At 76.1% G+C, this 22,898-nt stretch carries 23 protein-coding genes; 15 read left to right on the top strand and 8 right to left on the bottom strand.

Annotated elements, in window-relative coordinates:
* The first annotated feature begins 74 nt into the window (after positions 1 to 74).
* Positions 75 to 677, top strand: a complete 603-nt coding sequence (gene idi, locus ACYVO2_RS24965; protein WP_461010213.1) for an isopentenyl-diphosphate Delta-isomerase — start codon at positions 75 to 77, stop codon at positions 675 to 677.
* An 86-nt stretch (positions 678 to 763) separates the two neighbouring features.
* On the opposite strand, the gene ACYVO2_RS24960 is transcribed toward idi, so the two are convergent.
* Both ACYVO2_RS24960 and ACYVO2_RS24955 read right to left on the bottom strand, forming a co-directional pair.
* Positions 764 to 1,030, bottom strand: coding sequence for a DUF4235 domain-containing protein (locus tag ACYVO2_RS24960; RefSeq protein ID WP_461010212.1), 267 nt, complete (start codon positions 1,028 to 1,030; stop codon positions 764 to 766).
* On the bottom strand, positions 1,027 to 1,224 hold the full coding sequence (locus tag ACYVO2_RS24955; RefSeq protein WP_461010211.1) for a hypothetical protein: 198 nt from the start codon (positions 1,222 to 1,224) through the stop codon (positions 1,027 to 1,029). The genes ACYVO2_RS24960 and ACYVO2_RS24955 overlap by 4 nt, the downstream gene beginning before the upstream one ends.
* Positions 1,225 to 1,639: 415 nt before the next feature.
* Between ACYVO2_RS24955 and ACYVO2_RS24950 the strand changes: the two genes are divergently transcribed.
* Positions 1,640 to 2,980 (top strand): M14 family metallopeptidase, encoded by a 1,341-nt coding sequence (locus tag ACYVO2_RS24950; RefSeq protein ID WP_461010210.1) that lies wholly within the window; start codon positions 1,640 to 1,642, stop codon positions 2,978 to 2,980.
* A gap of 105 nt (positions 2,981 to 3,085) precedes the next feature.
* Here ACYVO2_RS24950 and ACYVO2_RS24945 read toward each other — a convergent pair whose 3' ends face one another.
* Complete coding sequence (locus ACYVO2_RS24945; RefSeq protein WP_461010209.1) at positions 3,086 to 4,513, bottom strand: nitrosuccinate lyase; 1,428 nt, start codon at positions 4,511 to 4,513, stop codon at positions 3,086 to 3,088.
* A gap of 273 nt (positions 4,514 to 4,786) precedes the next feature.
* Between ACYVO2_RS24945 and ACYVO2_RS24940 the strand changes: the two genes are divergently transcribed.
* Positions 4,787 to 5,008: a three-helix bundle dimerization domain-containing protein gene (locus ACYVO2_RS24940; RefSeq protein WP_461010208.1), complete on the top strand. Its 222-nt coding sequence runs from the start codon at positions 4,787 to 4,789 to the stop codon at positions 5,006 to 5,008.
* An 18-nt stretch (positions 5,009 to 5,026) separates the two neighbouring features.
* Here ACYVO2_RS24940 and ACYVO2_RS24935 read toward each other — a convergent pair whose 3' ends face one another.
* Entirely contained in the window at positions 5,027 to 5,824 is a 798-nt protein-coding gene (locus tag ACYVO2_RS24935; RefSeq protein WP_461010207.1) for a methyltransferase domain-containing protein, read from the bottom strand.
* Between the two features lie 28 nt (positions 5,825 to 5,852).
* Between ACYVO2_RS24935 and ACYVO2_RS24930 the strand changes: the two genes are divergently transcribed.
* From ACYVO2_RS24930 to ACYVO2_RS24910, 5 genes are all read left to right on the top strand, one after another.
* Positions 5,853 to 6,263 (top strand): MerR family transcriptional regulator, encoded by a 411-nt coding sequence (locus ACYVO2_RS24930; protein WP_461010206.1) that lies wholly within the window; start codon positions 5,853 to 5,855, stop codon positions 6,261 to 6,263.
* Between the two features lie 141 nt (positions 6,264 to 6,404).
* On the top strand, positions 6,405 to 7,034 hold the full coding sequence (locus ACYVO2_RS24925) for a histidine phosphatase family protein (RefSeq protein WP_461010205.1): 630 nt from the start codon (positions 6,405 to 6,407) through the stop codon (positions 7,032 to 7,034).
* Positions 7,035 to 7,194: 160 nt separating this feature from the next.
* Positions 7,195 to 8,040: an SDR family NAD(P)-dependent oxidoreductase gene (locus ACYVO2_RS24920; RefSeq protein ID WP_461010204.1), complete on the top strand. Its 846-nt coding sequence runs from the start codon at positions 7,195 to 7,197 to the stop codon at positions 8,038 to 8,040.
* Positions 8,041 to 8,490: 450 nt separating this feature from the next.
* Positions 8,491 to 8,913, top strand: a complete 423-nt coding sequence (locus tag ACYVO2_RS24915; RefSeq protein WP_461010203.1) for a hypothetical protein — start codon at positions 8,491 to 8,493, stop codon at positions 8,911 to 8,913.
* 871 nt (positions 8,914 to 9,784) lie between these two features.
* A complete protein-coding gene (locus ACYVO2_RS24910; RefSeq protein WP_461010227.1) occupies positions 9,785 to 11,101 on the top strand; it encodes a glycoside hydrolase family 6 protein in 1,317 nt (438 codons plus the stop codon).
* Between the two features lie 187 nt (positions 11,102 to 11,288).
* On the opposite strand, the gene ACYVO2_RS24905 is transcribed toward ACYVO2_RS24910, so the two are convergent.
* The gene (locus ACYVO2_RS24905) at positions 11,289 to 12,155 is read right to left on the bottom strand and encodes a carbonic anhydrase (RefSeq protein WP_461010202.1); all 867 of its coding nucleotides are present in this window, start codon (positions 12,153 to 12,155) and stop codon (positions 11,289 to 11,291) included.
* 314 nt (positions 12,156 to 12,469) lie between these two features.
* On the opposite strand from ACYVO2_RS24905, the gene ACYVO2_RS24900 reads away from it, so the two are divergent.
* Positions 12,470 to 13,351 carry a carbon-nitrogen hydrolase family protein gene (locus ACYVO2_RS24900; protein WP_461010201.1) on the top strand — a complete coding sequence of 294 codons (882 nt, stop codon included), beginning with the start codon at positions 12,470 to 12,472 and terminating at the stop codon, positions 13,349 to 13,351.
* Positions 13,352 to 13,424: 73 nt separating this feature from the next.
* Positions 13,425 to 13,946, top strand: coding sequence for an MSMEG_6728 family protein (locus ACYVO2_RS24895; protein WP_461010200.1), 522 nt, complete (start codon positions 13,425 to 13,427; stop codon positions 13,944 to 13,946).
* Between the two features lie 323 nt (positions 13,947 to 14,269).
* Here the strand turns inward: ACYVO2_RS24895 and ACYVO2_RS24890 are convergent, their stop codons facing one another.
* Both ACYVO2_RS24890 and ACYVO2_RS24885 read right to left on the bottom strand, forming a co-directional pair.
* Positions 14,270 to 15,190, bottom strand: a complete 921-nt coding sequence (locus ACYVO2_RS24890) for a DUF6807 domain-containing protein (RefSeq protein ID WP_461010199.1) — start codon at positions 15,188 to 15,190, stop codon at positions 14,270 to 14,272.
* Between the two features lie 123 nt (positions 15,191 to 15,313).
* Positions 15,314 to 15,691 carry a DUF742 domain-containing protein gene (locus ACYVO2_RS24885; RefSeq protein ID WP_461010198.1) on the bottom strand — a complete coding sequence of 126 codons (378 nt, stop codon included), beginning with the start codon at positions 15,689 to 15,691 and terminating at the stop codon, positions 15,314 to 15,316.
* Positions 15,692 to 16,130: 439 nt separating this feature from the next.
* Between ACYVO2_RS24885 and ACYVO2_RS24880 the strand changes: the two genes are divergently transcribed.
* Together ACYVO2_RS24880 and menE are read left to right on the top strand one after the other, a co-directional pair.
* Positions 16,131 to 17,609 carry an aldehyde dehydrogenase family protein gene (locus ACYVO2_RS24880; protein WP_461010197.1) on the top strand — a complete coding sequence of 493 codons (1,479 nt, stop codon included), beginning with the start codon at positions 16,131 to 16,133 and terminating at the stop codon, positions 17,607 to 17,609.
* A 128-nt stretch (positions 17,610 to 17,737) separates the two neighbouring features.
* Positions 17,738 to 19,237, top strand: coding sequence for an o-succinylbenzoate--CoA ligase (gene menE, locus ACYVO2_RS24875; protein WP_461010196.1), 1,500 nt, complete (start codon positions 17,738 to 17,740; stop codon positions 19,235 to 19,237).
* Here the strand turns inward: menE and ACYVO2_RS24870 are convergent.
* Positions 19,215 to 19,613 (bottom strand): HGxxPAAW family protein, encoded by a 399-nt coding sequence (locus ACYVO2_RS24870; protein WP_461010195.1) that lies wholly within the window; start codon positions 19,611 to 19,613, stop codon positions 19,215 to 19,217. The two genes, menE and ACYVO2_RS24870, sit on opposite strands and share 23 nt — an antisense overlap.
* Positions 19,614 to 19,759: 146 nt before the next feature.
* Between ACYVO2_RS24870 and ACYVO2_RS24865 the strand changes: the two genes are divergently transcribed.
* From ACYVO2_RS24865 to ACYVO2_RS24855, 3 genes are all read left to right on the top strand, one after another.
* Positions 19,760 to 20,251, top strand: a complete 492-nt coding sequence (locus ACYVO2_RS24865; protein WP_461010194.1) for a MarR family winged helix-turn-helix transcriptional regulator — start codon at positions 19,760 to 19,762, stop codon at positions 20,249 to 20,251.
* A gap of 282 nt (positions 20,252 to 20,533) precedes the next feature.
* Entirely contained in the window at positions 20,534 to 21,889 is a 1,356-nt protein-coding gene (locus tag ACYVO2_RS24860) for a hemolysin family protein (RefSeq protein ID WP_461010193.1), read from the top strand.
* Complete coding sequence (locus ACYVO2_RS24855) at positions 21,877 to 22,896, top strand: CNNM domain-containing protein (RefSeq protein WP_461010192.1); 1,020 nt, start codon at positions 21,877 to 21,879, stop codon at positions 22,894 to 22,896. Before ACYVO2_RS24860 ends, ACYVO2_RS24855 begins: the two co-directional genes overlap by 13 nt.
* Positions 22,897 to 22,898: the final 2 nt, after the last annotated feature.

Here is a 22,898-nt window from a genome sequence, read left to right as displayed (position 1 = left end):
TAGGGAGGCGGACCAGGACCGCCCGCGGTCCAGGCGCCCGCCGTGCACCGCGCCCCCTCCCGCTAAGGAACTCGATGGAGACGCCCTCGCCCCTCCGCCCCGCAGGCCCCGCGGCCCCGCCGCGGGACGGCACCGGCGGGACCATCCTGCTCGAACTGGTCGACGAGCAGGGCACCACCACCGGCACCGCAGAGAAGCTCACCGCGCACCGGGCCCCGGGCCTGCTGCACCGGGCGTTCTCCGTCTTCCTGTTCGACTCCGCGGGCCGGCTGCTGCTCCAGCGCCGCGCGCCGGGCAAGTACCACTCCCCCGGGGTCTGGTCGAACACCTGCTGCGGGCACCCGTACCCGGGCGAGCCGCCGTTCGTGGCCGCGGCCCGGCGCACCGCCGAGGAGCTGGGGGTGGCGCCGTCGCTGCTGAGGGAGGCCGGGACGGTGCGCTACAACCACCCCGACCCGCTGTCCGGCCTGGTCGAGCAGGAGTACAACCACCTGTTCGTGGGGCTGGCGGCCACGGCGCCCCGCCCGGACCCGGAGGAGGTCGGGGAGACGGCGTTCGTGACGGCGGGCGAGCTGGCGGGGCTGCGCGCGTCGGCGACGTTCTCGGCGTGGTTCCCGACCGTGCTGGCGGCGGCGCTGCCCGCGGTGCGGGAGCTCACCGGGCCCGCCGGCTGGTGAGCGCGCCGGGCGGCGGACGCGCGTGAGGGCGGCGCCGCGTACGGCACCGCCCTCGGGCAGCAACGGGGTGGCCCGGGCGTACGGCCTCAGCCCGGCCAGTAGCCGGTGAGCCTGCGCACGCCCTCCGCGCCCCCGCGTTCCACGGCGGCCCGGATCACCGCGAAGATCGCGCCCTGGAGCGCGGCGGCGAGCAGCACCTCGCGCCAGGCGAACTCCCGGTCCGTCGGGCCCGGGGCCTCGTCCTCGTGGCCGAGCTGCTTCCAGACCTGCTTGAAGACCACGCCCGCGAGCGCGCCGCTGGCCGCGCCGAGCGCGATGCCCACGGGCTTGTAGAGCACCTTTCCGGCTTTCACCGCGCCTCCTTCTCCTGGCGGCGGTGCGGCAGCGGCAGCCACGCCCACCGCCGCACCCGCCGGTGCACGCCGTGCTGACCCCGCCGTCCGGACGCGGATCCGGACGCCAGCATGCCGTCCTCGTAGCGCCCCAGTGCCAGCAGCATGCCGAGCATCCCTATCGGCAGCAGCAGGGCGAAGGCCAGAGTTCCCATGGGGTGTCCTTCCCGGCAGTCGGCTACGAGGGACGCCTGACCCGCGCGGTGCCCCCCAAACCTCCCGGTTGCCCGGTTATGGCCCGAGCCACCCGATCGGCCCCGCGCCGGGGCGGTGGGTGGTCGCCGGGGGCAACGGCTCCGCGAGGCCCGCCCGGGCCGGGGTCGCCCCAGTGGCGCAGTGCCGCCGGGCTCGGGGTGCCGCACGGCGCGGGGCGGTGGACGATCGCACCGTGGACCGCCCGCAGGCTCCCTCCCCGCCCCTCCCCCGCCCCCGGGCGCGGCGGCCGGATCCGGTCGAAGAACCCCCGGCACACGAATGCACTCTTGACGCGATCATGCCAGGCACCCATCATCGTCCCGCGCACCCGCACGCCCTCACCCGTCCCAGAGGACACCAACCGGAGGACGCTTCATGCGACTCGCCAAACGCGGCAGACGAGCAACGGTCACCGCCGCTCTGCTCGCGCTCGCCCTCACGTCGTTCGCCGCGCAGGCCGACGCCTCACCCCCGTCACCGCGGGCCCTGGCGGCGGACGCGGCCGCGACCGGGGAAACGTTCCGCCAGTACACGGTCTCCGGCGCGGACACCGCCGCCGAGCGCACCCGCATAGCCCGCACGGGCGTGGCCGTGGACGAGGTGCACGACCACTCGGTGGTGATCACCGCGAACGACGCCGAGGTGCGGCGGGTCCGTGCGCTCGGCCACGACGTCACCGCCCTGCCCGCGCCCCCGGCGCGCGGCGGCGAGGGCGGGGCTGGGGTGCTCGACTTCCCGTCCGGCGACTCGAACTACCACAACTACGCCGAGATGACCTCGGTGCTGAACAGCCTGGTCTCCGCCAACCCGGCCATCGCCAGCAGCCGGGTCATCGGCACCTCCTACGGCGGCCGCAACATCACCGCCATCAAGATCAGCGACAATGTGGCCGCGGACGAGAGCGAGCCGGAGGTGCTGTTCACCCACCAGCAGCACGCCCGCGAGCACCTCACCGTGGAGATGGCGATCTACCTGGTGCGCGAGCTCACCACCAAGTACGCCTCGGACAGCCGGATCAAGGGCCTGGTGGACGGCCGGGAGATCTGGATCGTCCCGACGATGAACCCGGACGGCAGCGAGTACGACATCGCCACCGGCTCCTACCGGAGCTGGCGCAAGAACCGGCAGCCCAACTCCGGCTCCTCCTACGTCGGCACCGACCTGAACCGCAACTGGAACTACCAGTGGGGCTGCTGCGGCGGCTCCTCCGGCTCCCCCTCGAGCGACACCTACCGCGGCCCGTCGGCCGAGTCGGCGCCCGAGACGAAGGTCGTGGCCAACTTCGTGCGCAGCCGCGTCGTCGGCGGCAAGCAGCAGATCAAGGCCGCCATCGACTTCCACACCTACAGCGAGCTGATCCTGTGGCCGTACGGCTACACGTACAACGACACCGCCCCCGGCCTGACCACCGACGACCGGAACACCTTCGCCACGCTGGGGCAGCGGATGGCCGCCACCAACGGCTACACCCCCGAGCAGTCCAGTGACCTGTACATCACGGACGGCAGCATCGACGACTGGCTGTGGGGCAACCAGAAGATCTTCGGCTACACCTTCGAGATGTACCCGTCCTCGTCGGCAGGCGGCGGTTTCTACCCGCCGGACGAGGTGATCAACCGCGAGACCAGCCGCAACCGCGAGGCCGTGCTGATGCTGCTGGAGTACGCGGACTGCATGTACCGGGTGATCGGCAAGCAGGCCCAGTACTGCGCGTGACCGGTGTGACGCGCCGCGCCTGACGCGCTCGCGCCGGGCGGGCACGCCGGCACCCGTCAGGGGGCGGGGCCGCGGGGAGCCTTCCCCGCGGCCCCGCCGCCGTCCTCAGCGGGCGGCGGCCCGCTCCCGGTAGTGCCGCAGCGCCCGGTCCACCAGCGGCCCGGCCGCGCCCAGGTACTCCCTCGGGTCGAGCAGCCCGTCCAGCTCCTTCACCCCGACGTGCGCGGCCACCTCCGGCGCCCCGGCGAGCAGCTCGGCGGGCGGGCGGCCCTCCCGCGCCGACCGCTCGGCCAGGCGGGCCATCAGCTTCCCCGCCTCCGCCCTGCCCAGGCGCGGCGCGAGCACCGCGGCGAGCCGCTCGGTGACGACCGCCCCGCCGGTGGCGTCCAGGTTGCGCAGCATCCGGCCCGGGTCGGCGGTCAGCCCCTCGGCGAGCTCGGCCGCGGTGTGCGCGGCGCCGCCCGCCAGGCGCAGGCACTCGCGCAGGGGCTGCCACTCGGCGTGCCAGGCACCGGCGGACCGCTCGTCCTCGCTCAGCATGCACGCCGTCACCGACGCCGCCAGGTGGGGCAGTTGCAGGGCGGCGGAGCGCACCAGCGTGGCCAGCACCGGGTCGCGCCCGCGCGGCGCCGCCGACGAGCCGCCGCGCCCCGCCGCCGCGGGCTCGGCCACCTCGGCGACCTCGGTGCGGGTCAGCGACTGCACGTCCACCGCGATCTTGCCCAGCGCCCCGCCCGTCACGGCCAGGGCACCCGCGAGCTCCGCCACCGGGCCGCGCGCGGTGTGCCAGGGCAGCAGCGGCTCCGCCAGGCCCAGCTCCGCGGCGTACGCGCCGATGAGCCGCAGCGCGTACTCCTCCGCGGTGGCCGGCCGCCCCGGCAGCCCGTCGCGGGCCCGCTCCGCGTACCCGGCCAGGGTGCCCGCGGCGCCGCCGAGCTGCACCGGCAGCGCCAGGGCGGCCAGCCTGCCGTCCGCGGCGAGCACGCCCTGGAGCCAGCCCGCCGCCTTCAGGCCGAACGTGGTGGGCACCGCGTGCCGGGTCAGGGCGCGGCCCGCCATCGGGGTGTCCCGGTAGCGCCCGGCCAGGGCGGCCAGGCCCGCGGCGGTGCGGGCGAGGTCGGCGCGGACCAGCCGCAGCGCCCTGGCCGCCACCAGCATCGTCGCCGTGTCCAGGATGTCCTGGCCGGTCGCGCCCTGGTGCACGTACTCGGCCGCGCCGGGGTCGGCCGCCGTGACGGCCGCGGTCAGGCCCCGCACCAGCGGCGCCACCGGGTCGGCGGACTCCCGGGCGTCGCGGGCCAGGGCCGGCAGGTCCAGGGCGTCGGCCCGGGCGGCGGAGGTGATGGCGGCGGCCGCGGCCGGGGGCACGGCGCCCAGGCGGGCCTGCGCCCTGGCGAGGGCGGCCTCGGCGTCGAGCATCGCCCGGAGCCACGCCCGGTCGGACAGCTCCGCCTCGACGGGGACGGCGGCGCGCACCGGCGACAGCAGGGCGGCGTCGATGTCCGGCACCGCTCCCGTGGCAGGGGTGGTCATGGAGGTCACTGCTCCTTCCCGGCGGCTTCGCGGACTTCCGCCGCGCGCCGCAGGGGCGGACCGAGAAGTCCCTCTCACGCCCGCCAGCATTCTGCCAGGGCGGTCCGGAGAAGATCGAACACTCCCTCGGCGCGTCCGCCGCGCGTCGCGATCCGGACATCCCGCCCACACCTCCCCGCACGGTGTTCACCTTTCCTTAACCCGCGCGGCGCACGCTTGCCCCTGGACTCCTCGTCAGATCTCACTCCACGGAACGGACAGGAGGAGACGCCCATGCGCGCCGAGAACCACGAGGCCGAGGCCATCCGCCAGGTCGCCCAGCGCCTGCGCACCGCCTACCGCGACACCCGCACCCCCGCCGAGATCGACGGCGCCATCGCCGACGCCCACCGCCGCTTCGAGGGCCGCCCGGTCCGCGACTTCGTGCCGATCCTGGTGGAGCGGGCCGCGCGGGCGCGCCTGGACGGGCGGCGGAGGACGGCCGTCGGCGTCTGAGCCGGGCGGCCCCGGCGGTCACATCTCCTTGCGTCCCGCCGCGACGAACACCGGCACCGCGACGAGCAGCGCGCCGCGGCGGGCCCGGGCGCGCTGGTCGTCCAGCCAGGCGCCGGCCCGCGCGCGGGTGACCGCGCCCGCGTCCGCCGCCGCCTTCGCGAGCCCCGCCAGCATGGGCAGGGCCGGGGCCGGGTCGGTGAACAGCTCGACCCGGGCCTCGGTCACCACCTGCCCGAAGCCCGCGTCCAGCAGCAGTCTGCGGTGGGCGCGCGCCGCGCGGGGGCAGGCGACGGCGTCGGCGCGGGCGCGGACGATGGTCCGGGTCGGCTCCGCGTCGTCCGCGTCCACCACCATGGCGTCCCAGTCCTGGCCGAGCAGCACGATCCGCCCGCCGGGCCGCAGCACCCGCCGCGCCTCGGCCACCGCGGCGGCCGGGTCCGCCAGGTCGTGCAGCAGCCGCTCCGCCCGGTAGCCGTCCAGCCCGCCGTCGGCGAACGGCAGCGCGCGGGCGTCGCCGGTCAGGAACCGCACCCCGGGGTGGCGCCGCGCCGCCAGGGCGGTCATCCGCGGGTCGGCGTCCACTCCCGTCACCCGCACCCCGCGCGCGGCCAGTTCGGCGGCGGCCAGGCCCGTCCCGCACCCGGCGTCCACGGCGCGCGCGCCGGGGGGCAGGCCGAGCAGGTCGAGGGAGCGGGCCCGCGGGGTGGCGGCGCCCGGTGCCGCCTCGGCGGCGTCGAGCAGGGCGGCGAGGGGCGGGACGCCGTCGGGCGCGTCGTGGTGCGCGTGGTCGCGCGGGGTCTGCGGTCGCGTGGACATGATCCCCACGGTGCGACTTAATGTCGACATGAAGTCAAGCGACCGGCCCGCGGAGACGGGCATCGGCGAGTTGGCGGCCCGGTTCGGCCTGCCCGCCCATGTGCTGCGCCACTGGGAGTCCGTCGGGCTGCTCTCCCCTCGGCGGGACGCGGGCGGGCGCCGCCGCTACGGGCCCGGTGACGCGCACCGGGTGGCGGCCGTGCTGCGCGCCAAGGAGGCGGGCCTGGGCCTGGCGGAGATCCGCCGCCTGCTCACCGGGGACGGCGGCGCCGCCGCCCGCCGGGCCGCCCTGGAGCACCAGGCCGCCGAGCTGCGCCGCCGCATCGCCGGCGCCCGCGCGTCGCTGCGGCTGGTCGAGCACGCGCTGGCCTGCCCGCACGAGGACCTGAGCGCCTGTCCGCACGCCCGGCGGGCCATGGCGGCGGGCGCCCGCGGCTGAGGACCGCGGGTCCGGCCCGGCCGGACCGGAAAGCGCCCGGCGCGCGCCGGGACGGGCCGCCCCGGCGCGCGTGACCCCCACGTGCCCCCGCGGCCGCCGCCCGGCGGCTCGCCCGCCCGTCCCGAGAAAGGCGCCCGCCGAATGCGCAGCGTGTACGTCGTCACCCACCCTGAGGCCACGCACCACGTGGAGGGGGTGGTCGGCGGGTGGCACGACTCCCGGCTCACCCCCGCGGGCAGGCGCGCGGCGGCCCGGGCCGCCCGGGCGCTGCGGGCCCGGATCCCCGAAGGCGCCGAGGTGGAGGTGTTCTCCTCGGACCTGCGGCGCGCCCGGGAGACGGCCGAGGAGGTGGCCGGGCTGTTCGGCGTGGCGCCGGTCCTGGACCGCAGGCTGCGGGAGAAGTCGTACGGCGAGGCGGAGGGGAGGCCGCAGGAGTGGCTGGACCGGCGGTTCGTCCCGCCGCCCGCCGACGGGGACCGGATGGGGCACCACGAGGGCGTGCGGGGCGCCGAGACCAGGGGGGACCTCGCGCGGCGCGTCCACGACGCCACGGAGGAGATCCTGCGGCGCCCGTGCGAGCACCAGATCGTGGTGACCCACGGCTTCGCGCTGACCTTCGTCGTGACGGCCTGGATCGGGATGCCGTACGAGTCGCTGGGCTCCGTGAGCTTCCGGGCGCCCTCGGGCAGCATCACCGTGCTGCACGAGGACGACTTCTTCCACAACCGCCAGGTCGCCGTCCTCGGCGACACCGGCCACCTCGCCACCTGACCGCTCGGCGCCGGCCCGGTGGCGGGGCGGCTGCCGTCCCGGCCACGAGGAGCCGACGACCCGAGCGGCCCGCGGCCCCACCCTCTCCGGCCGCGCCCGCCACCGCCCGCCGACTCCCGGTTGGTTCATCGACATGTCGACCGGTGAAAAGGAGACACCCGTGCCCGACACCCGGCTCCACGGCCGTACCGCCCTGGTCACCGGGGCCAACAGCCCTCTCGGCATCGGCGCCGCCATCGCCCGCGCCCTGGCCCGGGAGGGCGTCGCGCTCGCCCTCTGCTCCCTGCCCGGGCCGGGGCCCCGACCCGGCGACGAGGGCGCGGCCCGCGGGTACGCGGAGGCGACCGCGTCCCCGGGCACAGAGGTCCGCGACGAGGTGCGGCGGCTCGGGGTGCGCGCCGAGCTGTTCGAGGTGGACCTGGCCGACCCGGGCTCCTGCGCCGCGCTGCTCGGACGGGTGGAGGAGGTGCTCGGCCCGGTGGAGATCCTCGTCAACAACGCCGCGCACTGTGTTCCGGACACCTTCGCACCCGAGCCCGGCGGCACCCTCGGCCGGGAGGGCGGGCCGCTCACCGCCGCCTCCCTCGACGCCCACCACGCCGTCAACACACGGGCGCCCGCCCTGCTGATGGCCGAGTTCCACCGCGGGCACCTGGCGCGGGGCGCCGACTGGGGGCGGGTGGTGAACATCAGCAGCGACGCCTCGCCCGGGGCGCCCGACGAGGTGTCGTACTGGGCGACCAAGCACGCCCTTGAGAGCCTGAGCCGGTCGGCGGCCGTGGAGATGGGCCCGGCCGGGATCACCGTCAACATCATCTCCCCCGGCCCGGTGAGCACCGGCTGGCTCGACGACGGGACGGCCACCGCCCTCGGCGGACTCAGCCCGCTCGGCCGGGTGGGGGAACCGGAGGACATCGCGGACATCGCCGTGTTCCTGGCGTCCCACCAGGGGCGTTGGGTGACGGGGCAGAACATTCTGGCGGGGGGCGGGAAACGGATGATCTGACGGGCGGCCGGGCGCCGGGACGGCCCGGGGGCGTCCGACCGTCCCCGCCGGGCGCGCGGCGCCCGGCACGGTGCCCCGCCGCGTTGCCGGATCACGTCAGGTACGCCCGGTGCGCGGGAGATCCCCCGCCCTGCGATGCCGCGGGAGGAGGCGCCGCGCGCCGATCCGACGCGGACGGTCGGACACCCCCTGGGCGGGGCGGGTGCGGTGACGTCCCCGGAGGCGAGGCTTCGGGCTCTGCTCGGCTCGCCCACCGGTCCTCCACCGGCCCGGCTCCCTCGCCCGGCGCCCGGGGGGCGGCGGGTGGCTGGGGACGGGAGCGGGCCGGGGCGGGGAAGCGGCCCGCGGCACGCACCGCCACGGGGTGAAGCGTCGCGGCCACCCCTGAATCAGCGCGGCCGCGTCCCCCTCCCCCGCCGCCGTGTCGGTCCCGCCGTGCAGAATGCGCCCGTGAGCTCCTACTACGAGGTCGTCTTCACCTGCTTCCTCCGCGACGACACCCCGGACGCGGTGCTTGGCGCCCTGCGCTGGCACCTGGGCCTGACCCCGGAGCGCCCGGCGGAGCCGGAGGCGGAGGAGCACGCCTACCCCCTGCTCGCCCCCGACCCGGACAGCCGCCTGCCCGGAGGGGAGTTCGCGACCCTGCTGCGGCAGCCCCGGGGCTTCTCGGCCGAGGGGGAGCTGCACTCCTGGGGGCTGTTCAGCCGCAACTACTGGCTCGACGACGACCTGGGGGAGCTCGTCACCGTCCTGGACCTGCTCGCACCGCACGTCGAGGAGCCCGGCTACGGCGGGTACTTCCGCGAGGAGTACGAGGCCGAACCCACCCTCCTGACCTTCCACGACGGCACCTACGGCCCGCTTCGCCTCTGACCACTGCGGCCCGGCACCCTCGAACGCCCTGGCGCGGCGGGGCCGGCCGGGCCGGAGAGGATCCGGTCGGCCCCGGAGCGCGCCGGCGGCAGGGCGGGCATCCGGGACGGCCGTCGCCCGGAGGGCTCGTTCGCACCGTCGCCGGCGGACGCGGACACGGCCGGCCGGCACGGGGACCAGTCCTCCGCCGCCCCGGCGAGCCCCACCGGGACACGAACCGGCCGGGCACAGCGCCACCTGCCGCACACCGATCGAACCCAGCCACCGGTCCCCCCGGGATCCGGCCCGCCGAACGCCCCCACCGCGAGCGCCGATCGCCCGGGCGCGGCCCCCGCGGCCCTCACCCGGTTCCGCCCGACCCCGCCCCGGCGCGCGCCGCGCCCCTCCCTCCCCCCGGCGGCCGGATCCCCCGTCCCGCCCGCGCCGCGCCGCGAAACACCCGCCGCCGAGGTGTGGCCAGAGCAGGGGCGGTGTGGTGGGATGGGCGCCTGGTGGGCGGATGGCCACAATCCGTTTGGGAGCGCTCCCACATCGCGAGGCATGCACACGCGACAATCCCGGAACGACTTATTCCCCTTGCCACACCACTCCCACCAGCACTTTTCCTGCCCCACAGGCTCCCGGCGCCACCCAGAGACCGGAACTACGTACATTACCGACCCTTCTCAACCGCGTTACACCACTGCTACGGTCCTATGTCATATGGGAGCGCTCCCGCAGCACGTGCCACCGATCGCGCGCACCACCCTCCGACACCCCCACGTCGTGAGGACGCTGAAAGGAGCACAGCCAAGTGAGATCCGACCCCCCACGCAAGACGCCGAGCCGGCGCCTTCGCCGTGGTCTCACCGCTACCGCCGCCACCCTCACGATGGCCTGCGGCCTCATCGGCGCCGCGACCTCCTCGGCCTCCGGCAGTGACGTCGGCGTCCAGGCCCGGGTGGACAACCCGTACCAGGGTGCCAAGGTCTACGTGAACCCGGACTGGGCCGCGAAGGCCCGCGCGGAACCGAACGGCAGCAAGGTCGCCAACCAGCCCACCGCCGTGTGGCTGGACCGGATCGCGGCGATCAACGGCACCGCCACCTCCAGGAGCCTGCGGGCGCACCTGGACGAGGCGGTGCGGCAGGCCGCCGGCCAGCCGCTGGTCTTCCAGATGGTGACCTACAACCTGCCCGGCCGCGACTGCTCCGCCCTCGCCTCCAACGGCGAGCTCGGGCCCACGGAGCTCGGCAGGTACAAGAGCGAGTTCATCGACCCGATCGCGAACATCCTCAGGGACAGCAAGTACGCGAACCTGCGGATCGTGAACGTCGTCGAGATCGACTCGCTGCCGAACCTGATCACCAACGTGTCGCCGCGCGCCACGGCCACACCGCAGTGCGACACGATGAAGGCGAACGGCAACTACGTCAACGGCGTGGGCTACGCCCTGGCGAAGTTCGGCGCCATCGGCAACGTCTACAACTACGTCGACATCGGCCACCACGGCTGGATCGGCTGGGACGACAACTTCCGCCCGACCGCCCAGTTGCTCTACCAGGCCGCGAACGCCTCCGGCAGCACCCGGGACAACGTCCACGGCTTCGTCGCCAACACGGCCAACTACAGCGCGTTGAAGGAGAACAACTTCACCGTCAACGACGTGATCAACGGCCGCCCGGTCCGCGAGGCCTCCAAGTGGATCGACTGGAACCGGTACGCGGACGAGCTGTCGTACGCCCAGGCGTTCCGGCAGGAGGCGGTCAGCGCCGGCTTCAACAGCAACGTCGGCGTGATCATCGACACCTCCCGCAACGGCTGGGGCGGCACCGCCCGCCCGACCGGCCCGGGTCCGCGCACCGATGCCAACGCCTACGTGGACGGCGGGCGCTACGACCGCCGCCTGCACCTCGGCAACTGGTGCAACCAGTCCGGCGCCGGCCTCGGCGAGCGGCCGAAGGCGGCCCCGGCCACGGGGATCGACGCCTACGCGTGGATCAAGCCCCCGGGTGAGTCGGACGGCGCCAGCCGCCAGATCGACAACGACGAGGGCAAGGGCTTCGACCGGATGTGCGACCCGACGTACACCGGCAACGTGCGCAACAACTTCAACATGTCGGGCTCCCTGGCGAACGCCCCGCTGGCCGGGCACTGGTTCTCCGCGCAGTTCCAGGAGCTGCTGAAGAACGCGTACCCGCCGGTGTGATCGTCGCAGGACCCTGGTGACCCCCGCCCGGTGACGGGCGGGGAGACCCGCCCCGTGCGGGCCGAGGGACGACTCCCTCGGCCCGCACGTCGTCGTGCGGCCGGAGCCGGTGACGAGCCGTCGGCGCCGGGGCGGCGGGGAGGGGCGCGGTGCCGGTGAGCGGTCCGCCGGGCCGAGGCTCACCGGCTCACTGCCGGGCGAGGTCGAGTTCGCGGTCGTTGAGGGGCTGGACGGGCCGGTTGCTCTTCGGGAACAGCTCCTTGTACCGGGCGACCTGGTCCGGGGAGACCGGCACGGGGTTCTTCAGGACGGTCCACTTCACGCCCTCGGTGCAGGGCGGGGTCGTCAGCGAGCCCTGGTAGCGGTACTGGTCGCGGTCGCCGGGCAGGAACGCGGTCAGGTCGAAGGCGCGGGTGATCCTCGTCGTCGCGCCCTCCCTCCCGGGGAGCCGCCGCCACAGGTCCCCGAAGGCGGACGTGCCCGCCTTCTCGTCCATCAGCACGCCGAGGACGGCGAGTCCGCCCTTGGCGTCGGCGTGCACGAAGTGCATCTCCATGGCGGAGTGCCGGCCCTCCTCGGTGTGCTCGCTGGGGAGGTGGAAGTGGAACTGCTTGAGGTCGTAGGAGGTGCCGTCGATGACGATGCGGCTTCCCGGGGACACGGTGGCCTGGATGGTGTGGCCGTTGTTGACCAGCTCCGCGGTCACCGGCCGGTAATCGACGGTGACGGTCTTGTCGACCGCGACCGCGGTGTTCTCGTCCAGGTCGACGGGTGACTGCTCGCGCCCCTTCTCGCAGGCCTCGAAGTCCTCGGCCAGGGTGGCCCAGTTCGCCGGGCCCTCGGCTCCCTCGTAGCTCCAGTGGGGGGTGTCCTTCTTGGCGGCGGCCCTGTCGCCGGGGTCGCCCTGGGCGGCGGGCCTGGACGGCGCGGCGGCGCCCGCGGCGGGGGCCGCGGCCGTGTGCCTCTGGTCGCCGTCGTCGGCGCAGGACGTGGCCGTGAGGACCGACAGGGCGGCGACTCCGGCTATGGCCGTCATGCGCATGACACGAGACATCGCTGGTACACCTCGGTGAGTGAAGGGTGAGAGGCGTCGACGGCTTCGCCGTGCCCGCGTGCCGGCACGCGGGCACGGCGAAGCCGTCGACCGGCCCCCGAAGGGGCCCGGGCACCCCGTGCGGGTGCCGGGCACCACCTTTCGCCCTCGCCCGCCACCGGGTAGACAAGCAACGGACAAGAAACAGCAAACGAAGGTAATCGCCCGTTCAAGGCCGGTGGCCAATGCCTGCGAACCCGCCCATTCCGGTCGCCCGGCGCCGCGGTTCCCACCCGTGCGGGCGGGCGGACCGGGGCAGGGGTAGGTTGCTCTCCGTGAAACCTGCGGATCAGCTCCCGTCCCGGCCCCTGCGGGTCGCCGCCGCGCAGGCGACGCCGGTCCCCGGGGACGTCGCCGCGAACACCGCCACCGCCGCGGCCATGGTGCGGCGGGCGGCGGCGGACGGGGCGCGGGTGGTCGTCCTGCCGGAGAAGTTCCTCACCGGGTACGAGCCGGAGCTGATCCGCGCCGACCCCGGGCGGTGCGCCGTCCAGCCGGACGACCCGCGGCTCGCGCCGCTGGCGGAGGCGTGCCGGGACGGCGGCGTGGTCGCCGTCGCGGGCGCGGCCACGCACGAGGCGGGGGTACTGCGGGTGTCGGCGCTCGTGCTGGACACCGACGGCGCGCTCGCCGCCCGGTACGACAAGCAGGTCCTCTTTCCGCCGGAGCGGGCCGTCTACCGGGCGGGCACGGCGGGCTGCACCGTGGAGCTCGACGGGTGGCGGCTCGGGCTCGGCGTCTGCTACGACTCCGGCTTCCCCGAGCACGCCCGCGCCGCCGCCCTGGACGACTGCCACGCCTATCTGGTCGGCGCCCTGTTCAGCGTCGGCAACGGCTACCACGAGTCCCGGATGTGGTTCCCGGCCCGGGCCTTCGACAACACCATGTACACGGTGCTGGCCAACCACGTCGGCACCACCGGGGGCTGGCGGACCTGCGGCGGCAGCGCGGTGTGGGGGCCGGACGGGCGGCTGGTGGCGGAGGCCGGGCCGACGGAGCCGGGGCTCGTCGCCGCCGACCTCGACCCGGAACGACTGCGCGCCGCCCGCGAGACCCACACCATGCTGCGCGACCTGGCGCACCTGCCCGCCGCCGGCGCCCCGCCCCGGATCCGCCGCACCCTCGGCGCGCGCGGCGCCGGCCTGCCCGCGGGGTGAACCGGCCGCGCCGCCCCGGGCCGGCCGGATCCCGTGCTGCGGCGGCGGTGACCCGGGCGGACACTGGGGAGTGGTGCAGACCTTCCTCCCCTACCCCGACTTCGCCACCACGGCCCGCGCGCTGGACGTGCGCCGGCTGGGCAAGCAGCGGGTCGAGGCCCTCCAGGTGCTGCGCGGCCTGACCGTGCCCGGCTACGGCTGGCGGCACCACCCGGCCGTGCGGATGTGGGCCGGGTACGAGGAGGCGCTGGTGGCGTACGGCACGGTGATCTGCCGCCACTGGCGGAAGGCGGGCCACCGCGACACCTGCGAGGGCCAGTTGCGGGCGGGCTTCGCCGCGCTCGCCGGCCGCCCCGCCCCGCGCTCCCAGCGGGCCCTGGCCGCCGCGGGCGACCTCCCGCCGTGGCTCGGCGACCCCGCCTTCCACCGCAGCCACCAGTCCGCCCTGCTCCGCAAGGCGCCCGACCACTACGGCCCCCTGTTCCCCGACGTCCCGGACGACCTGCCGTACGTCTGGCCGCCCTCGGACCGGGCGCCGGCCGGACGGATGGAGGGGGAGGCGGGCGGTCAGGCGGCTGGGCGGTTAGGCGGTTAGGCGGTTGGGCGGCCGGGACGCCGGACGGCCGGAAGGCAGACGGTCGGGAAGCCGAACGGTCGGGAAGCCGGAAGGCCGAAAACCAGGCGGCCGGAAGGCCAGGAGACCAGAAGGCCAGACGGCCGCAAGACCGCAAGACCGCAAGACCGGGAGACCGGAAGGCCAGGAAGCTGGAGGGCCGGGAGGCCAGGAAGCCTCGAGGGCGGCAGCCGGCCGCGCCGGGCCCTGTACCTGCCGGGCCGCCCGGCGGTGCGCCGCCCGGGCCCGCGGTGCCCAGCGCAGTCGCGCTCGTCCGGGAGGGGCCGCCCGCCCGGGAGGGGCCGTCACCACGTGTGTTCCTCCAGGTGGGCGGTGATGCGCGCCCGGTCCCAGGCGCCGTCGGCGACGACGATGCGGTAGCGGCGGTCGAGGGTGGCGCCCGGGGCGAGTTCCAGTTCGTCGAAGAAGGCCAGGGACGGGGCGACGGAGGCGGTGGGGGTGGTGCGGACGAACCAGTGCGCCGGGTGGCCGCCGCACTTGCCGGTGTGGTCGTTCTCCGGGGCGTGCTCGAAGACGAGGGTGGCGTGGCCGTCCACCTCGTCGTGCTCGCCGGTGTAGGCGAGCCACGGGGACCGTGCGCCCATCAGCTCGGGCCCCTCCAGGTCGGGGCCGAACGCGCGGCCGCCCTGGAAGGAGCGGGGGCCGCGCCAGAACAGGCCGGTGTACCCGGCCATCTCGCGGCCCGCGGTGGTGGGGCTGCCGAAGCGCAGCGGCTCGTCGCGGCGGTTGGTGACGGAGCTGGACCACACCAGCGCCCAACTGTCCTCGGCCAGGTCCCGCACCTCCACCCTGCGGTACTCGGTGGCCCACTGCTCGCCGCTGTGCGGGCGCCAGATGAGGCGTTCGGCGATGACGGCGCCGCCGTCGGCGGTGGTGGTGATCTCCTCGAAGCCCTCGTGGGTCATGGAGCCGACGCGGTCGGGCAGCGCCTGGTAGTCCTGCCCCGGCACATAGGTGTTGCCGCCCCACAGGTTCTGGCCCGACAGGTGGGAGGCGGTCATCTGGAGGCCCTTGTGCCAGCGGTGGTCGTTGGGGCGGTAGCCGGTGACGATGTGCCCGGCGCGGGTGCGGATCGGGTGCGCGTACGGCTTGGGCGCCTCCCAGGCGGCCTCGGGCCGGTAGACGTAGGCGAGCAGTTCCACGCCGCTGTCCTCGTCCTCGACCGAGATCCGCTCGCCGATGACGTGGGTCACGCGCAGGGTCATGCCTGGACCTCCTGGGGCCGGTGGGGCCGGTGTGGTGTTTGGTGCCGTTGGGGAGGCTACGTTCTCACCGGCCGGGGCGGGGCGGGTAGCGGGCGGCGGATCCGGACGGCGGTCACCGGGCGGTCAGAGGTTGCGCAGTCCGAGGAGGACCTCCGCGAGCGTGTCCGGGTCGTCCCGCGGGGGCCTGCGGCCGGGGTGGCGGGCGCTGATCCGCCCCGCGTCGAGCAGGTCGGCGAGCGCGCTCCGCACCGCGCCCACCGGCAGCGCAAGTTCGGCGGCCAGCTCCGCGACGGCCGTCGGGCGCCGGCACAGCCGCAGGATCCGGGCGTGCTCGGACGGCATGCCCGGCTCGGGTCCGCTCTCGCTCACCACCAGGGTGACGAGGTCGAACGCGCCGCCCTCGGAGCAGCCATGGCCCCGGGTGGCGGTGGCGGTGGCGGTGGACGGCCCGAGCGGTCCGTTCTCCGCCGGCCGGTCGAGGTGGGGCTCCGTTGCGTCCATGGCGGGTGGGGGCGGGACCGGCGGCACCGGGGCCCGCCCCGGCCTCCAATCGTGTGCTTTCCGGTCGGGTACGGCCGAGGTGATACGGACGGGACGGGGGACGGCGTTCAGCGGGGCCCTCTCCGGGCGCCGGCTCCCGCGTCCGGGGAACGGGCCCGGGCGGCGGGGCCGCTCCCGGGGCGGGCCACCTCCGCCCTATCGTCGGACATGACGGGAAAAACCCTGTTTGCCGGCCAACCCTTGTGTCGCGGGCGACAAGGCGGCGCTCGATCGGGAAACCTGTTGGTCGCGCGTGGGCGCGCCCCACGTCGCCCCCGTTCCCGTCCGTGTGAGCGCGGCCGGGTTGCCCCGAGGCCGTCACGAGTTCCGCCGGGCCGCCGCGCGGCCCGGCGCTGGCACGCGGTGCGGCGAGGCCCGCGCCGGGAAGGCGAGCGCGCCCATGTCCAGTCCCCGACCGGCCGGCCCCGGCCGGCCGAACCCGCGGCCCGGTCTGCTGTTCATGGGCGGCGAGTGGCGGGAGGCCCGCGCCGGGGGCCGCCGCGAGGTGGCGGACCCGTCCACCGGGCAGGTGGTCACCACGGTCGCCGAGGCGGACGCGGACGACGTCGGCGACGCGGTGGCCGCCGCGCGCCGGGCGTTCGACGCGGGCCCGTGGGCGGGCACGCCGGGCCGGGAGCGGGCCCGGGTGCTGCACCGGGTCGCCGAGCTGATCAGGCGCCGCGAGGACGACCTGGTGGCGGTGGAGAGCGTGGACGTCGGCAAGCCGGTCACGCTGTGCCGGGCGGTGGACGTGGCGACGGCGGCGGAGCAGTACGAGTACTGCTCGGCGCTGGCGCAGGGCCTTCAGGGCGCCACCCGGCAGATCCCCGCCCCGGCGCACGCCTACACCCGCCGCGAGCCGCTGGGGGTGGTCGCGGCGATCACACCGTTCAACTTCCCGCTGATCCTGAGCAGCTCCAAGATCGCCCCGGCGCTGGCCGCGGGCAACACCGTGGTGCACAAGCCCGCCGAGGACACCCCGCTCAGCGCCCTGCTGATGGCGGAGATCCTCACCGAGGCGGGCGTCCCTGCCGGGGTGGTGAACGTGGTCACGGGCAGCGGCGCCGTGGTGGGCGGGGCGCTGCTGGCGCACCCGGGCGTGGACAAGGTGTCCTTCACCGGGTCCACGGCGGTCGGGCGGCACGCGGCGAGCCGGGCCGGCCGGGCGCTCAAGCCGGTCACGCTGGAGCTGGGCGGCAACGCGGCGCAGATCGTCTTCGCCGACGCCGACCCGGAGCGGGCGATCGGCTCGGCGGTGAAGGGCTTCGTCTTCAACACCGGCCAGTTCTGCATGGGCGGCCCGCGGCTGCTGGTGCAGCGCCCGCGGTACGAGCAGGTGCTCCGGGCCCTGGCGGACGCGGTCGCGGGGGTGCCGGTCGGCGACCCGTTCGACCCGGCGACCGTGGTCGGGCCGATGGCGGGTGAGCGGCACCTGGCCAAGGTGGAGGAGTACGTGCGGATCGCCCGCGAGGAGGGCGGCCGGATCCTCACCGGCGGGGAGCGGCTGGAGCTGGGCGGCGGCCACTACTACCGGCCGACCGTGATCGCGGACCTGCCCGGCGACTCGCGCGTGGTGCGGGAGGAGGTCTTCGGCCCCGTGCTGACCGTGCAGCCGTTCGACACCGAGGAGGAGGCGGTGGAGCTGGCCAACGGCACGCCGTACGGCCTCGCGGCGGGCCTGCACACCACCGACCTGGCCCGCGCCCACCGGGTGGCGGCGCGACTGGAGGCGGGCATCGTCTGGGTGAACGACTGGGCGCTGCTCGACCCGGCGGTCCCGTTCGGCGGGGTCAAGCAGTCGGGCTACGGCCGCGAGTACGGCCCGGAGTCGCTGGACGCCTACACCAGGGTCAAGTCCGTGGTGGTCTCCCTCGCCTGACCCCGGCGGGCGGTACCCCCGGCGGCCGGTTTCGCGCGGCCGCCGTTCGAGGACGGGGCGCGGCGGGGAATCCTGGAGGGGGACGCCGCCCGGCCGCCCGGGCGCACCCACCGTGACGGGAGGTCACGATGCGCGACGAGGGACTGGGCTCGTGGCCGGCGCGCCGGGCCCGCAAGAGCCCGCACCGCACCGCCCTGGTCCACCGGGGCGCCGAGCACACCTACGCCGACCTGCACGAGCGCACCGCCCGCCTGGCCCGAGCGCTGCGCGCGGCCGGGGTCGGCCGCGGCGACCGGGTGGCCTACCTGGGCCCGAACCACCCGTCGTTCCTGGAGGCGCTGTTCGCCGCGGGCGCGCTCGGCGCGGTGTTCGTGCCGCTGAACGCGCGGCTGACCGGCGTCGAGGTCGGCCACCAGCTCGCCGACTGCGGCGCCCGCGCGCTGCTGTGCGCGCCGTCGCACACCGCGGTGGCGGAGGCGGCGGACGCCCCCGGGACGACGGTCCGCCTCCCGGCGGGGGGCGGGGCGTACGAGGAGCTGCTGGCCTCGGCCCCGGCCGAGCCGCTCGACGAGCCGGTGGCGCTGGACGACCCCGCCGTGATCATGTACACCTCCGGGACGACCGGGCAGCCCAAGGGGGCGGTGCTCACCCACGGCAACCTCACCTGGAACGCCTGCAACGTCCTGGTCGACACCGACCTCACCGGCGACGAGGTCGCCCTGGTCGCCGCTCCCCTGTTCCACATCGCCGGTCTCGGCATGCTCACCCTGCCCGTGCTGCTCAAGGGCGGGGCCTGCGTGCTGGCGGGGGCCTTCGACGCGGGCGCCGCCCTGGAGCTGGTGGAGCGGCACCGCGTCACCTTCATGTTCGGCGTGCCCACCATGTACGAGCAGATCGCCCGGCACCCGCGCTGGCCCGAGGCGGACCTGAGCAGCCTGCGGATCCTGACCTGCGGCGGCTCGCCCGTGCCGCTGCCGCTGATCGCCGCCTACCAGGCCAGGGGGCTGACGTTCCTCCAGGGCTACGGCATGACGGAGGCCGCGCCCGGCGTGCTGTTCCTGGACGCCGCGCACGCGGTGAGCAAGGCGGGCTCGGCCGGGGTGCCGCACTTCTTCACCGACGTGCGGGTGGCCGGCCCCGGCCTCGCGCCGGTGGCCGCGGGCGGGACCGGCGAGGTGCTGGTGCGCGGGCCGAACGTGATGCGCGGCTACTGGGGCCGTCCCGAGGAGACCGCGGAGGCGTTCGCCGAGGGCTGGTTCCGCAGCGGCGACGTGGCCCGGGTCGACGCGGACGGCTATGTGACCATCGTGGACCGCGGCAAGGACGTGATCATCTCGGGCGGGGAGAACGTCTACCCGGCCGAGGTGGAGCACGCCCTGCTGGCCCACCCCGACATCGCCGAGTGCGCGGTGATCGGGGTGCCGGACGAGACGTGGGGCGAGGTCGGGCGCGCCGTCGTCGTCCCGCGCGAGGGGGCGGCCCTCGACGTCGGCGAGGTGCTGGCGCGACTGGCCGGCCGGCTCGCCAAGTACAAGATCCCCAAGTCCGTGGTGATCGCCGACGCCCTGCCGCGCACCGCGTCGGGGAAGCTGCTGAAGTCCCGGGTCAGGGCGCTGTACCGGGACTGACCTGGCGGCCGGGGCGGGAGCCGTGGAGCCGGCCGCCGGGAGCGCCCCCGCCCGCCGGGGCGGGGCGGAGGCGGCCGCGGCCCGCCATGCGGCAGCCGACGCAGCCGGCGTGCCCGCGGGCGGCCCCCGGGTCGCGGACGCGCCAGGGGCGCTCCCCGCGCGGTCGGGGCCCGCCGGGCTTGCCCCATCCGGTCAGGTGCAGCGCCCAGGTGACGAGCCCGGCGAGGGCGACGACGCCGAGCCCGAGCCACACGCCGGGCACCCAGCCCGCGACGACGCCCGCCCCCGAGACGGTGAAGCCCACCAGCGCCACGGCGGTGCCGGTCCACCCCGCGACGGTGTGGCCGTGGTCGTGTCCTGCGTGGCTGCCGCTCATGGGGACTCCTCACCGGGTCGGTATCGTCGGCGGCCGGGCCGGGCCGGGGACGCCCGGCCGCGCGGCCGTGGCCGGAGCTCGGCCACGGCCAGAAAGTCTTAGTTCGTAAGCTAAAACTATTGTCTTAGATGCTAAGGAGTTGGGGAGTGGACCGCAAGCCCCGCCCCGAGGCGACGCCGCAGCAGGCGGTGGCCGCGATGGACGACCTCATCGCGCTCAGCCACGTCGGGCAGCAGGAGATCGCCCAGCGCCTGGGGCTCAACATCACGGACCTGACCTGCCTCGGCTACGTCATGGCCGCCGAGCAGCCCCTCACCGCCGGTGAGCTGGCCCGGCGCGCGGGCCTGACCACGGGCGCGGTCACCGGCGTCCTCAACCGCCTGGAGCGCGCCGGGTACGCGCGGCGCACCACCGACCCGCAGGACCGCAGGCGGGTGCGCGTGGTGCCCGACGAGTCGGCCGCCGCACGGGTCACCGCGATCTTCACACCGTTCTACGAGCGCCTGTACCGGCTGTTCGGCGACTACACGCCCGGCGAGATCGCCGTCCTCACCGAGTGGTTCACCCGCGCGACGGCCGAGATGCGGGTGTCCCTGGAGGAGATCAGAAACGCGGGCGGGGACGGCGGAGGCGCCTGAGCCCATCTCCGGGTGGGAGCAGCAACACCCGAACCGGCCCCGCCCCCACCCGGGAGACCCGCCCGGGAGACCCCCGGGAACACCGCGGCCCGTCCGCGGCGTTCACCCGTCGTCCGCGCGCGCCGGCGCTCACGCCGTGTGCCGCGCCCGTCACCGCACCCGCCCGGGTGCCCGCAAGACAGGAGCCCTGTTGTCCGCCACATCGACGGACTCCCCCGGCCATAGTCCCGGACCATCCCGCCCAGAGAACTCCGGCAGCGGCGCCCGGCGGGATGGTGACCGATGAACGCCGCACTCGGCCTTTCGGCCGTCCTCCTCCTGACCGCGGGAACCGGCTGGTTCGTCGCGCAGGAATTCGCCTTCGTCGCCGCCGACCGCGGCGCCCTCTCCCGGCAGGCGCGGGCCGGGGACCGGCGCGCCGCCCGCGCGCTGAGGGTCCTGGACCGCCTGTCCTTCTCGCTGTCCGGCGCGCAGCTCGGCATCACCGTCACCGGCCTCGCCGTCGGCTTCCTCGCCGAGCCCTCCGTCGCCGCGCTGCTGACCCCGCTGCTGACCGGCGTCGGCGTCCCCGGTGCCGCCGTCGGCGGGATCGCGCTGGCGCTGGCGTTCGTGCTCGCCACCGCCGTGCAGATGGTGCTCGGCGAGCTGGCGCCGAAGAACCTGGCCTTGGCCGTCCCCGAGCGGCTCGCCAAGGCCATGGCCGGGCCGACCCTGGTGTACCTGAAGGTCGCCGGACCCCTGGTCACGGTGTTCGACGCGGCGGCGAACCGGCTGCTGCGCCGGGTCGGTGTGGAGCCGGTGGCCTCGCCGCACGGCGGCGCCACCCTGGAGGAGCTGGACCACCTGATCGCCGAGTCCCACCGGCACGGGCGACTGCCCCGGGAGACGGCGCGGCTGCTCGACCACGCCCTGGAGTTCTCCGAGCGGCGACTGGCCGAGGTGGCCGTGCCCCGCGTGGACGTGCGCTCCGTGCCCGCCCGCGCCACCGGCGCCGACGTCGCCGACCTGATCGCCCGCCACGGCCACTCGCACTACCCGGTGCTCGGCGGGCGCCCCGACGACGTGCTCGGCGTGGTCGGCGTGCGCGAGCTGATGCGGCTGCCCGCGGACCGGGCCGCGCGGGCCACGGCCCGTGAGCTGGCCCGCGAGGCGCTGCTGCTGCCCGACACCCTGCCCCTGCCGGACGCGGCCGAGCGGATGCGGGCGGCGGACGAGGAGTTCGCCGTGGTCCTGGACGAGTACGGCGGCCTCGCCGGGATCGTCACCTTCGAGGACATCGCCGAGGAGCTGGTGGGCGAGATCGCCGACGAGTCGGACGAGGTCACCGAGCCCGCCGTCGCCGACGGCGCGGGCTGGCTGGTGGACGCCGGGCGCCGGGTGGACGAGGTCGCCGAGGCCACCGGCGTGGCCCTGCCCGAGGGGCCGGGCTACGACACGGTGGCGGGCCTGGTCATGGAACAACTGGGCCGGCTGCCGCGCCTGGGCGACCAGGTGCTGCTCGAGCTCGCCGACGGCGGCCCGGCCCGGCTGCGGGTGCTCGCCGTGGACCGGCGCGTGCCCGAGCGGGTGCGCCTGGACCTGCCGCGGCCCGCCGTGGCCGCCGCCGTCCGCGGGGAGGAGGCCGCGTGGCTCCGCTGACCGCCGCCGCCGTCACCGCGGCGCTGCTCGCGGGCAGCGCCTTCTTCGTCGCCGCCGAGATCGCGCTGGTCGCCGCGCGCCGCCACCGGGTGGAGCGGGCGGCCGCCGAGGGCGGGCGCGGGGCGGGCGCCGCGCTCGCCGGGATGCGCGAGCTGTCGCTGATGCTGGCGGGCGCCCAGCTCGGCATCACCGTGTGCACCCTGGGCCTGGGCAGCGTGTCCAAGCCCGCCGTCTCCCACCAGGTGGACCCGCTGCTGCGCGCCGCCGGCCTGCCCGCCGGGCTCAGCCACGGCGTGGCGTTCGCGCTGGCCATGGGGGTGGTGGTGATGCTGCACATGGTGGTCGGCGAGATGGCCCCCAAGTCGTGGGCGCTGGCCCGCCCGGAGTCCACGGCCATGCTGCTGGCGCCGCCGTTCCGGGCGCTGGTGCGCCTGGTGCGCCCGCTGATCCGCGCGCTGAACGCGGTGAGCAACGCGCTGGTGCGGGCCTGCCGGGTCACCCCGCGCGAGGAGCTGGCCACCGTGCACGACCGGGAGCAGCTCACCCACCTGGTGCAGGAGTCCCGGCGGCTGGGCCTGATCAGCCCCGCCGACTCGGGCCTGCTCACCCGCTCCCTCACCGAGCCGCAGACACCCCTCGCCGGGCTGCTGACCCCCGCCGGCCGGATCGCCGCCGTGCCCGCCGACGCGGACCCGGAGCGCGTCCTGGCGGCGGCGTCCGCGAGCGACCGCACCCGGCTGCTGGTGCGGGACGGCGAGACGGTGCTGGGCTCGGTGCACGCCCGCGACGCCCTGGCCGCCCGTGCCCGCGGGCGCGCGGCCACCGCCCGCGAGCTGGCCAGGCCGGTGCCCCGGCTCACCGCGGAGACCACCGCGGCCCAGGCCGTGGAGGCCCTGCGGCGGGCCCGCGCCTCCCTGGCCGTCGTCCACGCCCCCGACGGCCGCCTCACCGGCCTGATCAGCCTGGACGACCTGACCGGCCGCCTGATCGCCCCCCACCCCGCCTGACC

It is taken from the genome of Streptomyces capparidis, from assembly GCF_054782095.1.
Note: the sequence above shows the minus strand (reverse complement) of the source record. Positions and strands in the feature narration are given on the sequence as shown.

Bases quoted from the DNA above. Each gene is read 5' to 3' on its own strand.
- idi (WP_461010213.1), top strand. From the start codon at position 75: ATGGAGACGCCCTCGCCCCTCCGCCCCGCAGGCCCCGCGGCCCCGCCG.
- ACYVO2_RS24955 (WP_461010211.1), bottom strand. From the start codon at position 1,224: ATGGGAACTCTGGCCTTCGCCCTGCTGCTGCCGATAGGGATGCTCGGC.
- ACYVO2_RS24950 (WP_461010210.1), top strand. From the start codon at position 1,640: ATGCGACTCGCCAAACGCGGCAGACGAGCAACGGTCACCGCCGCTCTG.
- ACYVO2_RS24945 (WP_461010209.1), bottom strand. From the start codon at position 4,513: ATGACCACCCCTGCCACGGGAGCGGTGCCGGACATCGACGCCGCCCTG.
- ACYVO2_RS24940 (WP_461010208.1), top strand. From the start codon at position 4,787: ATGCGCGCCGAGAACCACGAGGCCGAGGCCATCCGCCAGGTCGCCCAG.
- ACYVO2_RS24935 (WP_461010207.1), bottom strand. From the start codon at position 5,824: ATGTCCACGCGACCGCAGACCCCGCGCGACCACGCGCACCACGACGCG.
- ACYVO2_RS24930 (WP_461010206.1), top strand. From the start codon at position 5,853: ATGAAGTCAAGCGACCGGCCCGCGGAGACGGGCATCGGCGAGTTGGCG.
- ACYVO2_RS24925 (WP_461010205.1), top strand. From the start codon at position 6,405: ATGCGCAGCGTGTACGTCGTCACCCACCCTGAGGCCACGCACCACGTG.
- ACYVO2_RS24910 (WP_461010227.1), top strand. From the start codon at position 9,785: ATGGCCTGCGGCCTCATCGGCGCCGCGACCTCCTCGGCCTCCGGCAGT.
- ACYVO2_RS24905 (WP_461010202.1), bottom strand. From the start codon at position 12,155: ATGTCTCGTGTCATGCGCATGACGGCCATAGCCGGAGTCGCCGCCCTG.
- ACYVO2_RS24890 (WP_461010199.1), bottom strand. From the start codon at position 15,190: ATGACCCTGCGCGTGACCCACGTCATCGGCGAGCGGATCTCGGTCGAG.
- ACYVO2_RS24885 (WP_461010198.1), bottom strand. From the start codon at position 15,691: ATGGACGCAACGGAGCCCCACCTCGACCGGCCGGCGGAGAACGGACCG.
- ACYVO2_RS24880 (WP_461010197.1), top strand. From the start codon at position 16,131: ATGTCCAGTCCCCGACCGGCCGGCCCCGGCCGGCCGAACCCGCGGCCC.
- menE (WP_461010196.1), top strand. From the start codon at position 17,738: ATGCGCGACGAGGGACTGGGCTCGTGGCCGGCGCGCCGGGCCCGCAAG.
- ACYVO2_RS24870 (WP_461010195.1), bottom strand. From the start codon at position 19,613: ATGAGCGGCAGCCACGCAGGACACGACCACGGCCACACCGTCGCGGGG.
- ACYVO2_RS24860 (WP_461010193.1), top strand. From the start codon at position 20,534: ATGAACGCCGCACTCGGCCTTTCGGCCGTCCTCCTCCTGACCGCGGGA.